We start from the raw sequence: 13,763 nt of genomic DNA, 5'->3' as shown, positions 1-13,763 counted from the left end.
GCTTTTTATATATATTTTGTAGTTTTTCGTTATATACTTTTGAACGTTTAAGGTGTTTTTCATCTTTTTCTAAATATTTTTTAGCCATATTATAGAAGGTTGTATAACCAAAACTAAGAATAGAAAATGTGGGACTACACATATAGGCATGGTCATTACTTTTAACAATAAGTGCTTCTTTTAAAGATATACTAATTTCCTCATCTGAACGCCTATTAACACGTTCTTTATCTCCATTAAATAAATAACTATAATATAATTTTTCATTATTTTTAATAAATTCCTTATGATTACTGTATCTATTAAGTTGGTAATCACCAAACACCCAGTTAATTCTTCGGTCAATCGGATTTTCAGTAAGTGATATCTTTCCTAAAGTTGAAAGTTGATTAACATAGTATGACATAATTTGGTCAATGCTTATATTTTTGTGAATAGATTTCTCCCAAAAGTCATTAGAAGTATAATATTTTTTTGATTTATAAAAATGAACTTCTGGTATAGTGAATTTTCTAGGTAGATCTGTAGGTACTGATACGGTTTTATCCTCAAAGGTGACTGTAACCTGTAATGTGATGATACCAACGTCATAAATATTGGCGATGACATAGCCTTCAGAATAAACTTCATTATTTTTAATTAAAAATGGGAGTAATACAATCCTTTTATAATTTTGCATTACAAAATTTCTACTTAAACTTTCACCATCAACTAGTTCTAGCTTTTTATCCATGTCGAGTAAATTTTCGTATGCTAAATATTCAATAGGTAATGGCTTATGAACCGCAGTATAATTTCCTGACTGATCCTCTTGAACAATTTCATATTCATTTATAAAGTCATCTTGAACACCAAATTTTTCATATAGCTCATCTAGTTTTTTATTTTCAATATGTTCTGGCAATAGAGCTATATAAGAATATTTTGCGCCTTCTTTTTTCTTTATAGGATCCAACGGCTTATACTTTGTATACAAAGCTTGTTTATAATCTAAATATGTTTTATATCTAGGATTTATATTTCTTATATTGGTTTTAGTATTAATATGAGACACATACCCCTTTGAACTTTGAATGTTTTTTTGAATGTCATTAAATAAATCTTTATCAAAAGTCATAATACTATACATGTTTAATACTCTATAAAACAATTCACCATCTCCAATATAATAATTTAAAATAAATATATAATGACACAACTAACTTCAGTATAAAATCAAGTCGACATAATTATATCATTGTACAATGAGTATACTAAATATTAGTATACGAGGATATACGTCCAAATACAATTATCAATTAAACACGGATTTAATGTAAAATTAAAGTGAATCAGTTCTCCTAATTAAATGGAGTGTTTAATTAGGAGAACTGATTCTTTGTTCCAACCCCCCCTTTAAATTATTTGATGTGCATCGTTCCTTATTATATTTTTTTATGATATCACTCTTCCCTTTTCAGATTGTTCAGGGTAATTCTTTTTATTCATACCGTTAATCCGTTTTTCACAATGTTTAAACTGGGTTAGAAGAGACTGATTTAAAAGAGCTTCATTATATAATGTTCCACACTAAATTCATACATAATAAAACAGTATTCCTAGAATTAGGGTCATAAAGATGTATTTAAAAAGTACGTTCTATTTTCAAACGTACTTTTTCATGAATGAAATTACACTAAATTAAAAAGCATTTACACCTATAAATTATACACAGAATAATTTCTGTCATCTAATTGTTACAATTACATCATTCTCCTATACATCCCGTCAAATATAAATTTTTATTTATGGATTAACATGCAAATGCCAACTACGAATGTTAACTAAAATTCCTTTTAAAGGAACATGATTTAGATTTAGGGTTTTTCTTGCATAATTCATCTTGCAAATATTAATGTAATTCTTTACACAATAACAAATTACATATAATATATGAAACCATTAAACTCATTATTATACATAAAAATATCATCAAAATATAAAAAGGAAACCTTTTATATACTCTATTTTTTATGAACTTGCTGCCCTTCTTTGTTCTGTTTGCTGTTTATTTACGCGTATTATAATTGGAATAACAGCACTACCCATCACAAAAATAGCACCTGTAATTTGAATAACTGATGGAATACTATTATTAAACAATATATCTAGTAGCAGTGAAAACAAAATGTTTAAATATAACAACGCAGATAAATTTGAAATTCTCGTAGTTAACCTATACGCCCTTCCTCTAAACCATTGATTCCCTAAACTTCCCATTGCCATTAAGAATAAAAATACTAGTACCATTGTATTATTCGTAAATACATCAATATAATTCCCCTTTGAAAAACATGCAGAGAGTACACCCGATATTATCGTCCCATATAGGTATGTATAGGCCATAATGGATAGATTATCATCCGTCTGTGCACTTCTATGTAAAAAAAATTGTGAAAATGCTAAGGATAATCCTGAAAGTAAACCTACTCCTAAATAAAGAAATGCTTCATAATCAATACCACCATTTTTTAAAACAAGAAACACTCCAAAAAATCCTAGAAATGCTGCTACTATTTCTACTCTTGTCGCACGCCTTGTCTTTGAAAAAAGAGTAATAAGACAGATAAAAATAGGACCTGTATTATATAAAACCATTGCTATAAAAAGGGAGGTTTTAGCTGCACATAGAAAAAATAATGCCTGTGAAAAGGTAATAGAAAAAGCTCGAGGTAATTGTTTATAACTATTACTCCAAAATGAAATTTCCCCCATTCTTTTTATAATAAAAGGGACTAAGAATAGAAAAGGAATAAAAAACCTTGCTGTTAAAGTTACAAAGAAATCCCCTGATATAATAGCATGTTCTGCAAAAAATCCAGAAAGTGAAAAGCTAATTCCTGAAAGAACCATAAAAAATGTCGCTTTTTTAAGATTATCCATTTAATGTAGGCCTCCTTAATAAATATACGCACCGAGAAACGTTATTCTTTAAATTTCTCGGTGCTTAAAAAATGTGCCATTAAAACTATATCAAGAAAAATAATTCATTGATCAAGGTATTATTAATTCTCCTTTAAAAAGTAACCTTGCTGTTCGTGTAATACTAGATTTCTTAATTACATATCCATTAGCTGACTCCTCAATAACTGATTCTGTTTGAATTTTCCCCGCTGGGTGTTCTATTATAATTTGATTCAATTTTTTCATTTTATTTAAATCATTATTTTGTGCAACATGGTATGCAGTTGTACCATTAATTTTTATGGCTGCCGATAATGCGAGTGATCCTGTTACTGCATGAGTGCTATGACATTGGTGAGGAATAAAATATCTTGATGTAATAGTGCCAGATTTCCTAGGTTTTGAAATTATCGCAATCTTAGGGATTACCTTATTTGATACGTCACCTAAATTTGCAAGACGAGCTACCTTTTTTCTAATGAGATCAATGTCATGTAAAAATGTTTTATTTGCATTTAACAATTCTGGACTTTCATCTCCCATAATTCCCAATTCACTGGCTCGAATTATAATTAATGGCACTGATACATCGACACAAGATACATTAATTCCATTAATAACATCCATTTTTGCACCTGTAGGAAATAACTTCCCTGTAACTGAGCCGATAGAATTTTTAAAATTAAGATTTATTGGAGCTCCTGTACCCGGAACACCGTCAATTTTAATATCTCCGTTATATACAACATTTCCGTTTTTAGTGGCTATAGTTGATTCAACAATTACATTTGTATTTAAATTTCTTATTGTTATAGTTTCTTTTCCTGATCCGACTTTAATTAGTCCGCTCTCTACTGCATAGGGAGCAACAGCTGCAATTATATTTCCACAGTTTACACTATCGTCTAATATCCTTCTCTTTAAATCTGCTTGTAAAAATAAATAATCAATATCTATTCCTGGTGTATTGGAAATTCGAATAATCGCAATTTTATTTGATAAAGGATCTAACGTACCCATCCCATCAACACCACGTGCATTTCCTGCCCCTAACGCTTTTAAAATAACCTCATCTCTAATCGATTTATTTGAAGGTAAATGTTTATCTAAAAAAAATAATCCTTTTGACGTTCCTCCACGCATGACAAAACAAGGTATTTTCATTTATTAGCATCTCCTTTTCATTTTTTAATCATCATATACAAAAAAATAAATTTTTGTTCTACTACTAAATCTAATTAAAGGAAAAAATATTACTTAACAATCTCGTCCCTCCTCCATATATTCAAAAACAAAAAGATAATATTTACAATTATGTAAATCATCTCCTGCAACTTGCATCCATTCTAACAATAAAATATTAAATAAGTAACAAATTACTCTGTATAAATAAAATATTAATAATTAAGAACTTTGCAAATATAATTAAATTTAGCATTTTAACTAATTCATCTCCCACTTCCTCATTAGACTGTGGCGCTTCACGCTCATTGAGGAAGAAGTCTTCTTTGCTTTAAAATCACTATTCAATTATTTGGCTCAGAATACAGAAAATGAATACGGGGAAATTTATATCTCACGTAATGTTATGGAGAAAATTGAGCTACATAAGGAAAAAGCAGATGACGTTGCAAACATGATATTTAACGAAAAGGATAATGTAGCCTTTCTTCAATTTTTAGCAAATGTTTACGGAGAAATGTTGAAAGATATATCACCAAGAAAATATAGTTTTTTTCAGCGTGATAAAGAAAGAGATATAGCCATTATAAGCCTCATTTTAGGCACTGGGCTTCGAGTTTCTGAGGTAGCTAGTCTTACTATATCTAGTATAAACTTCCGTCAGGGAAAAATAAAAGTGACTCGTAAAGGTAATAAAAGATCTTCCATATTAGCCACTCACTCTTGCTTAGATGATGTTCAGGAGTACATTAAGGTTCGTCATAGTAAATATAACTGTCCTCAAGATGAAGACTTACTTTTCGTAACAAATTATAAAGGGAAATATACACAGCTAACTGTTAGAGCTATACAGAAGTTATGTGATAAATATTCAAGTGCTTTTGATGAGAAGCCAAGCCCTCATAAACTACGGCACACATATGCTACAAATCATTATAAGGAAAACAAAGACCTAGTATTACTTCGGGATCAACTTGGCCATACTTCTGTGGAAGTTACTAGTATCTATACAAATATTAATAATGAGAAAAAACGTGAGGCAGTTGATCGTTTAGAAAGAAGGAAATTTGAATAGTATCAACTCATCCATTTTTATTAATAAAACTTGCATATTTTACGTAATACGAAACGTATGTTACAATATCTTCTTCATTACTAATTAACTAGGGCTTTTATACATTTAGAAAACCATCGTAGAGAAAAGTACGATGGTTTTCTTGTATTTTGTTTTAGTATTTTCCTACATTAGGATTATAAAATCACCAAATTTCGAAATACTCCTCAACCTCTCTAGATAAGACATTTTTCCTACAGTTAATTACTAACTCAGGGAGAGTTGATTGTATAGATTCAACATGCGCTGCTACAAACTGATTACCTTTAGAATGTACACAATCGTTTCTCAAAGTCCTCCAATATTCCATTTGTGTAATTATCGATTTGCTAATTTCAAAATACCGACTATGTGATTTCCCTCTAGTAATTAAGTCGAATACTTTTATTTACCAGACTTCATCGTTTGGAATTTCTTCTATTTTCTTTTTCCATTCTCTATCATATACTCTATTGAGAGCATATGAATTTTCTAATGCTCTGTGCTTCACTACATTTAAAAAAACAAATAAGACATTATATATGCTGACCTATAAGGGATGATCATACATACCCATCAACCTAAGAAAACAGGTCACCCCCAAAACGAAAAAATGATGTGACTTCTCATAAATAACTATCCAAAGAAAGTTTTTGTTTTGAGATTAGTTGTTATCTCAATAGTTTCATTATTTGTATGCTTTTTTAATAAGTGTTTAAAAAGAAATATGTTAGAAGAAAGTACAATAAAAAAGCAGAAAAAGACTAGTAAAGTTACTAGTCTTTTCGTTCTCTATATTTTTGTAGATTTAATATTAGAATTTACTTTAATCAACAAATCTTTATTCAAAAGCTACATTTCCCTAATTACAAATGACTTCCGCCAGTTACATCCATATTATGACCAGTAATAAAACTCGCTTTTTCACTCGCTAGAAATGAAACAACATTTGCAATTTCTTCTGGTTGACCCTCTCTTTTTAAAGCACTCATGTTCTTTGCATTTTCTTGACCTTCTTCTGTATGCAGCCAATTAGCAGTTGAATCCGTATCAATGATCCCAGGCATTACGGAATTAATCGTAATTCCTTTTTCACCCAATTCCTTTGCTAGTGTAAACGTCATTGTATTAATTGCACCTTTTGTCATACTGTATATCATCATATGTGGAAATGCGATACGTGTCACACCGGATGATAAATTTATTATCCTACCATTGGATGCTATAAATCCGATTAGAGATTGTGTGATAAAATATGGCGCTTTAACATTTGCATTAAATAGACGATCGAACTCATCATAGTCCACTTCTCCAAATCCATTTGATGTAGCATGTCCAGCATTGTGAACAATTGTATGCAGTGATACATTACTATCTTGGATTAGCATTCCCTTGGTTTTTTCGATGAATTTATTAATCCCTTCACTGGAATTGAAATCACCTTGAATTAAATGTACTTGTCTGCCAATCGATTCAATTTCTGCTTTGACTTGATTAGCCTTTTCTATATTTTGATTATAATGTAATAATAAATTGAATCCATCATTTGCAAGTTGGATTGCGATTGCCTTTCCTATCCCTCTAGAAGCTCCTGTTACCAATGCATAATTATTTTTTTTCATGTATTATACCTCCCTTTAAAGAGAGTGTAAGGGTTAACCTAAGGGTAAGGTCAAATACTTAATACTTAGACGGAAAAATAAATTCCGAAAGGCGTTTGGAGGAATATAGATAATCATCTGAACTTAATATACGTTCATAAATATATGGTTCGGATAATTCTATTTCATTTTTTTTCATTATCTCATTTATTTTTAATATCGATTCTTCTTGATAAGGATCAATTTCATAGAAAAACTTTTGCGCTTGAAAACCAAAATAACTTGTGATTGCCAATTGATTTAGTTCGTAATTTTTTAATTGTAAGGCGATACGAATAGGGTGAATTTTATTATCTATCAGTTTATATGTGATGATTCTTTCATTCTTTTTAACATTAATTCCGCTAACTAATTCTTCTAGGTTATTCAGTGCTACACATATATTTTCATTTGGTAATAATTCATATTCATATACGAACAATGATTCTAGATACTCTTTTTTTATTTCGTTATTTAAAATCGTAATTGTAGGATTCAGGCCTTTCAATTTATTTATTGTTTGATTTGCATCTTTTATCTTATTTATTTCCAATTGAAGTTTTTCTTCTATCAAATTACTTATTTCAGCATCTGATAACTTTCTATGAATGATTTTGCTGATTTCATTTAAACTAAACCCTGCTTGTTTTAAAAAATTTATTCGTTTAGCAGTTAGTAACTGATTCTTATCATAATATCTATAATCATTATTCGGATGAATAAACACAGGATTCAAAATATTATGCTTATCATAAAGATACAAAGCTTTTCGTGATAAGCCAGTTAACTTGCTAAAGTCTTTTATCAGAAGCAAATTATTATTCACTTATGAATCACCTACTATCAATTTTATTTAAATTTATAATATACATTATAAGATTTAAGTTCAATTTATTAAAACGTGAATCTTCCACTTGAAGAGACGTTCTGAATAAATACAATACGAAACATAAAACCCATTCATATACAAATAGGTTTCAGTTCACCCTTTTTAAAACGTCATGACTTTTTTTAAAATCTGTATTTAGAAAGAATAACTTTTTTACACTTGGGGGTAGTTGATATTCTTAAGTTGACGGGCATGGGGATGATCATATCAAAAAAAGAAAATTGTACGTTTAGACACAAAATTGACATATTTTGATTAGCTCCCTTTACGTTAAGAGATTAGTTTGTATATATTTGAGGAGATGTACGAAACAGGTGTAATTTTAGGATAATCCAATATTTTCTATTCAAATATGATAAAATAGAAGTATATCCAAAACGGAGGAATAACAAATGAACTCAAACACAAAACAGTTTATTTATGATATCCAGCAAAGAAAGAACAATTATATAGAAAATGTATTAATAGCAATACAACATCCTAAAAAAGAGCAATCTGAACAAGTCATTCAAAATATAGTAGAGAAGATGGATATGATGATCAGTTTAGTTACTACTTACATGGCTATTGAATCAGAATCTACAAAAGAATTAAAAGAGCTTCAGGAAGAACTTATTCATGCTCAAGCATATATTCAAAAACGGAAATTTGAAGAAACACAGAGATAAAACCCTGTGTTTTTACTTGGTGGACTATGACATTAATTTTTTATAAATCTGATTAGATGTAATTTGATTATTGTTTTGGCATAATCCATACAATTTGTTGAATGCGTACAATATATGGCACCGTATCTTCAATGAGCAAATGATCTGGTTTAACATCTTTTAACTTTCCTCTTAGATTACCTCTTACAGTTTCAATAACCACATGTTTACCAATTACTGATTGTAATGTCTGATATACGTAGGGATTGGGTGCACTTACCATATGTTGTTCACTCAAGTCATTTCCTTCCGAATAACTCATTCTATAAGACTCCTTTCTAACTTGCATTCTTTCTCCTAATATATGATATAAATCTTATAAATATGCTAGAAGGATAATTCATTATAGGAACGGAAATAACATTTTAATAAGGTACGGTTTCTATTTCTAAATTGCTAAAATTATTTATATAAAGTTACTTTTACTAGTTAATAGGTGATGATATATGGATAATTTGAATGTACATCTAGGTTGTTCCTTTTAGGATATGTATGATTTTAAATACGTCCTTTATTAGAATAGTGCTCATACTTTTTTTGAGATTCTTTCGTAATACGTGCGTTAAGTAAAATTGCTAACAATAAAAACACTCCATATTTTCCTCCTGTAGCTCCTATGATAATCACACTACTACAAACAAGTATAATTAATAGGATAAACGAAACTGAATAAATACGGTCATAATTCTTTGACATCTTTTCGTATTTTATGCGTTCTTTCCTTGCATCCATCTAAATTCCTCCTTTAAATGATCCATTTCACTATCAAATAAATCTCACCCTTAAAAAGGAAACAATATATCGTTATATAAATTAGTTTGTTTTTTTATCAACTAATGTATATAACGTAAAAAGAAATCCTACCAATATTAAGCTTTCCACCATGATAATCCCGACCCTCTCCTTCCTTTTAACCCCAACACATCAAATAAAAGTTGCAGCAAACAAAAAGGATCATCCCTTTCTTCATTCAACAATTTTTAGGTATTCTTGATTAATTAGAATAACAGCTGGTCCATCTACACGAATTCCACCAACTTCAATTTTTTCATAAGGCTCAACTGTAATAGAAATGATCCCTTCTCGCTTCTTTAATTCATTACTTAATTCTTTTGTTAACATTTTTTTCATGTGTGCACTCCTTCTTACTGCTTAATTTACTATTAGTATGTAATTAAAATTAAAAATGGTTTCCTGGTCTGGAAACCATTTTTTGTAGTTGACCATATGGTGTTACCAGTTCGTTTATCAATTTTACGTAAAGAAGATAAACAATTACTATTCACTGTTTCAGTAGATGTAAGAAACTCTTACAGATAGCGGTGAGATTAATTGTTTTTTCTTCTAGAAATAATGACTTAGATAGTATACCTACCTCTCTTTCATCCTTACGGCTCCTTGTCCGTGCCAGTGTGAATCAGGATTGCAAAAATCAAGTGACTATTTAATCGAGTTATTTGATGAAACTTCGAACGTTCGTAAAAGAAATTTAAAAATAAAAATGGATTAGATTGAAGTAATAACAAAAGAGGTTCCTACTCTAAAAGTGAGTTGAAGAAGTTGAATGTCTTTGAAATGATTTACTTTTAATAATAATCATATTCCCGAAAAATTCAGGATATTTTCGGGGGATGTAATACATTATCTAGAATGAACCTTAACAGAAACTTTTTATTTGATTTTCAGTGATCCCTTTAATTAATCCTAGTTCACTAATCAAAAATTCATGTGCGTTATCCAACATTTTTTTTTCGCTTGTATTAAGTGCCTTTTCTTTCTTCATACGCATTAAATCACGTACAACTTCAGCACCTTCTTGTATTTCACCCGTTTTTATTTTGTCCGTGTTCACTTTATACCTTTGTTTCCACGGCAATAATTTATCTGATTCTCCATGCTGAAAAATGTGTATAATGTGTTTTAATGCAAGTATATCAGTAACTGGGCGTATACTCGAACTTAGTATTTTACCCATAGGAATCATGACTTGCATATTACTGATTGACATTTTTATAACATAATACTGTTGTTTTTTTCCTGAGAATTCTTTTTCTTCTATGGCTTCAATTATACCTGCTCCGTGCATTGGATAAACAATGTTATCGCCAATTTGAAACATATAATCCACCTCCATATATGGTAACCTTCTTAACCTTAACATATATGTGATTTTTTATCAAATATTTTATAATATCATAAAATCATTTTTATCGTCAACAACTTTTTTAACAAAAATTAAATTATGTAAAAAACACCCCCAAAACAATAGGGGGTGTGTCAGCTTTCCCATAAAGAGCGGGGGAATTTCCCCGCTTATATTCTGAAATCTCTACTCATTAACGTAGATCAGCTTTCCCTTGAAAACGACCAAATCGATCCCGTATTTTTTTCAATCTTGTGTGGTATTCCAAAATCTCAATTCTTGCTTTTTCTGCTAGAGGGGCAATTGGTCGTAAGTCTTTTAACCCCCAATACTCAACCACTACATCAAGTACTTGATCAAAATATTGTAGTGGCCCATAGTTTGCTTCTTTTGCAATCACAGCCATTCTATTTTCAAAATCAGGCATGACGGCACCTGGCATTTTAAAATTCCTAATCACATTGGCAATATAGTAGCAATAATTTGGTTCCAATTCTAAATGTGTTCGAATAACGTCTCGATAAAACGCATAATGAAGTGTTTCATCTTTTGCAAGACGGCGTAATAATGTAGCAAGATCTGGATCATGCTTACTTGCCACCTTAGCTACATTATTGTAAAACACCATTGTTGCAAGTTCTTGTAGCGTCGTATATGTCATGGCTTCGATTGGTGTATGAAAATCAGGCTCAAATCCACACTCAACGACTGATTTTCTTAATTCATGTATACGTTTAGGGTTTACACTTCGAGTGAGTAGTAAATATGTCTCTAATAAATTCGAATGTTGATCCTCTTCTGAGGTCCAAGTATGAATAAAGTCTGTAATAACAGAAAGGGAACCTTTAAAAGTCGCAGATAAATACGTTGTAAACCATGGTAAATTCACTTCTGTTAATAAAGCTGTTTCAATGGCCGTAATTACACCAGAAGGGAGAGTAACTTGACTTTCATCCCAAGGAACTCTTTTAAAGTCCATTCCCTTATCCCATGGTAAAAACTCATGATAACCCCAGTCTATCTTCTGCGCTCTTATTTTATGTTGTTCATACAGTTCTTTTAAACGTGGTTCTAATCGGAAATCTAAATCATTTGTTAGCATATAAGTGCCCCCTTTTCTTACCATGGATACTCAACCTATTTTTATCCTTAAAAATTTTCTACAAATAAATATTACTTTCCTTTTTTTAAGTCAAACATAACAAATTTGTAACAAAACACTTTAAGAGCGCTATATTTTTATAGGATTTTTTTATATCAAAAGTGGGACCGTTACATATATTTTCTTTTTTATAAAATAGATACTGAGGCATACAATATGTTAGTTAGCCTAAATAAAAAAACTAACCTCAGTAAATACAGAATAACATTCATGGATGAAGATACTCGTCATGTTGTAAATCTTGGTGATTGTAAAAAGGTGCATGCCCATAAAGAATCGTTTTATAATAAAGATTGATAAACAATTAATCTTTCCTGCTTTTTCACTACTTTCTAATTTTGTTCTTGGTAGCAAAAACTGAAAAGATGAATGGTATGTTATACAGACAAACAACTTATTTAGATGTAGAATCCAAGATGTTAGATTAAGCGCTTGAAAAATATATACATTTGATGAGATAGCCGTAAACGACAATCCCCAACAAGATTACTGTACATTGGCTATGATAAGTTAGACCGTATTTTTGGAAACAGTATACAGCTCAAAGGGAAGAGGCGATAAACATGCAGTCAACGGAAGCGCATATGAAGGAAAAACAACGTAGAGAAAAAATAGAAATAATATTTAGTCACAGGGTAAAAGGAGAGAGTTATTTTCACGGTTCCTCCTATCAATGGAAAAACATTGTATACCAAAATTATAATAGGATACAACAAAAAGAGTTAAAAATTGAACAACTCATTTCCGAAATGGAAAAAGAAGGGATTCTCTTCGCGCAGCACCGTTCACTCATACACTATCCCGTCATTGATTTTGTAAAATATATAGCTAAGGTTTATAAGGAAACCCTCGAGATACAATAACCATAACGTATTATAGTCGTTTGTATATCTTCAGATTTTGTAAAAATTTATTACACAAAAATACAGATCTTAATTAGAGTTGTATTTTATTTATATATATATAATACTGTTCTGATGCAAAAACCCCAGGATTCTTACAGCCAGGGAAAAGTTGGATTTTTCATAGTAAAGATAATACTGTTGGTTCAACCTTACTTATTTTGCGGTCTATGACAACCAACCTGTCACTACCCCATTTAGTAAGAAAGAAAATTTAGAAAAATTAATGAATACGCTTTCATATTTCCGGAAATATGTTAAAATTGTATTTGGATAGAAGTCCAATACATATTATTAAAAGTAAAGTGGTTCAAGTCGGAGAAAGGCACCTTAGGGTGTCTTTTCTTTATGAAAAAATCCCCACACAAGGTGAAGTGAACCCCGAAAACGGGACACCTATCAAAACACCTAAACCACTTGTTCCCTAAATTCTTTAGGGGATAGGTGGTTTAATTTTTCTTGAATTCGCACACAATTGTAGTAATGAATGTATTCTAGCACAATCTTTCGCACAGTTGTGTTGGATACTTTTGTTATCTCTTGTGAATAGAAAGCTTCACTTTTTAAATGACTAAAGAAGCTTTCCATGACGGCATTATCATGGCAATTTCCTCTCCGGGACATGCTGGTGATAATGCCGTTTTCTTTGGCATATGCTTGAAATTCCTTCGCTGTATAAATACTTCCTTGATCTGAGTGAAGAAGGACATCTTTTACTTTTCGCCCTCTCATTGCTTGTTTTAATGTCTTCATTGCTAATGGCAGTGCTTGGGACTCGCTGATGACATAACTAATAATTTCACGATTAAAGGCATCCATAATCGTTGATAAATACAAGGTACGCTCTCCAAATAATAGATATGTCACATCCGTAAACCACTTTTCATTTGGTGCGGATGCATCGAATTGGCGTTCCAATCGATGAGGCGCTACTACTGGCTCCGCACCACTGATATATTTCTTTTTCTTTCGACGAACTTTTGAGAGAATCTGATTTTGTCTCATGATTCGTAATACTTTTTTATGATTCACACACAGTCCCATTTTCCGAAGAGTTGCGGTCACTCTTCGATATCCATATCGTAATTTATGCCGAAGACAA

13 protein-coding genes and 1 pseudogene are annotated in these 13,763 nt (G+C 30.7%); 3 read left to right on the top strand and 11 right to left on the bottom strand.

Annotation, left to right across the window (positions count from 1 at the left end; all coding sequences use genetic code 11):
• From ACO6VI_RS31615 to ACO6VI_RS31605, 3 genes are all read right to left on the bottom strand, one after another.
• Positions 1-1,150 (bottom strand): hypothetical protein (locus tag ACO6VI_RS31615; RefSeq protein ID WP_422425077.1); only part of this gene is annotated, 1,150 nt, incomplete at its 3' end.
• 860 nt (positions 1,151-2,010) lie between these two features.
• Positions 2,011-2,922 carry a DMT family transporter gene (locus tag ACO6VI_RS31610; protein ID WP_422425075.1) on the bottom strand — a complete coding sequence of 304 codons (912 nt, stop codon included), beginning with the start codon at positions 2,920-2,922 and terminating at the stop codon, positions 2,011-2,013.
• A gap of 111 nt (positions 2,923-3,033) precedes the next feature.
• Positions 3,034-4,107 (bottom strand): PrpF domain-containing protein, encoded by a 1,074-nt coding sequence (locus ACO6VI_RS31605; RefSeq protein WP_242281038.1) that lies wholly within the window; start codon positions 4,105-4,107, stop codon positions 3,034-3,036.
• 340 nt (positions 4,108-4,447) lie between these two features.
• Between ACO6VI_RS31605 and xerS the strand changes: the two are divergent.
• Positions 4,448-5,200 (top strand): annotated as a pseudogene (gene xerS, locus ACO6VI_RS31600) (tyrosine recombinase XerS); the annotation flags it as partial.
• An 884-nt stretch (positions 5,201-6,084) separates the two neighbouring features.
• Here xerS and ACO6VI_RS31595 read toward each other — a convergent pair.
• Positions 6,085-6,840 (bottom strand): SDR family NAD(P)-dependent oxidoreductase, encoded by a 756-nt coding sequence (locus ACO6VI_RS31595; protein WP_422425073.1) that lies wholly within the window; start codon positions 6,838-6,840, stop codon positions 6,085-6,087.
• A 58-nt stretch (positions 6,841-6,898) separates the two neighbouring features.
• Entirely contained in the window at positions 6,899-7,684 is a 786-nt protein-coding gene (locus ACO6VI_RS31590; protein WP_422425071.1) for a MerR family transcriptional regulator, read from the bottom strand.
• 455 nt (positions 7,685-8,139) lie between these two features.
• On the opposite strand from ACO6VI_RS31590, the gene ACO6VI_RS31585 reads away from it, so the two are divergent.
• Positions 8,140-8,415, top strand: coding sequence for a hypothetical protein (locus ACO6VI_RS31585; RefSeq protein ID WP_059304073.1), 276 nt, complete (start codon positions 8,140-8,142; stop codon positions 8,413-8,415).
• A 67-nt stretch (positions 8,416-8,482) separates the two neighbouring features.
• Here ACO6VI_RS31585 and ACO6VI_RS31580 read toward each other — a convergent pair whose 3' ends face one another.
• The 5 genes from ACO6VI_RS31580 to ACO6VI_RS31560 form a co-directional block, all read right to left on the bottom strand.
• Positions 8,483-8,716, bottom strand: a complete 234-nt coding sequence (locus ACO6VI_RS31580; RefSeq protein ID WP_422425069.1) for a YuzF family protein — start codon at positions 8,714-8,716, stop codon at positions 8,483-8,485.
• 236 nt (positions 8,717-8,952) lie between these two features.
• Positions 8,953-9,186, bottom strand: coding sequence for a hypothetical protein (locus tag ACO6VI_RS31575; RefSeq protein WP_000340038.1), 234 nt, complete (start codon positions 9,184-9,186; stop codon positions 8,953-8,955).
• Between the two features lie 234 nt (positions 9,187-9,420).
• On the bottom strand, positions 9,421-9,585 hold the full coding sequence (locus ACO6VI_RS31570) for a BC1881 family protein (protein ID WP_422425067.1): 165 nt from the start codon (positions 9,583-9,585) through the stop codon (positions 9,421-9,423).
• 526 nt (positions 9,586-10,111) lie between these two features.
• Positions 10,112-10,573, bottom strand: coding sequence for a CarD family transcriptional regulator (locus tag ACO6VI_RS31565; RefSeq protein WP_016079014.1), 462 nt, complete (start codon positions 10,571-10,573; stop codon positions 10,112-10,114).
• 217 nt (positions 10,574-10,790) lie between these two features.
• On the bottom strand, positions 10,791-11,699 hold the full coding sequence (locus ACO6VI_RS31560; protein WP_422425065.1) for an acyl-ACP desaturase: 909 nt from the start codon (positions 11,697-11,699) through the stop codon (positions 10,791-10,793).
• Positions 11,700-12,322: 623 nt separating this feature from the next.
• Between ACO6VI_RS31560 and ACO6VI_RS31555 the strand changes: the two genes are divergently transcribed.
• Positions 12,323-12,622, top strand: a complete 300-nt coding sequence (locus ACO6VI_RS31555) for a hypothetical protein (protein ID WP_098650279.1) — start codon at positions 12,323-12,325, stop codon at positions 12,620-12,622.
• Between the two features lie 447 nt (positions 12,623-13,069).
• On the opposite strand, the gene ACO6VI_RS31550 is transcribed toward ACO6VI_RS31555, so the two are convergent.
• Positions 13,070-13,763, bottom strand: a 694-nt coding sequence (locus ACO6VI_RS31550) for an IS3 family transposase (RefSeq protein WP_422422957.1), incomplete at its 5' end; no start/stop codon positions are given.

The sequence above is a fragment of the Bacillus sp. PSXD-155 genome (genome assembly GCF_049310765.1).
Taxonomy (GTDB): Bacteria; Bacillota; Bacilli; order Bacillales; family Bacillaceae_G; genus Bacillus_A; species Bacillus_A cereus.
Note: the sequence above shows the minus strand (reverse complement) of the source record. Positions and strands in the feature narration are given on the sequence as shown.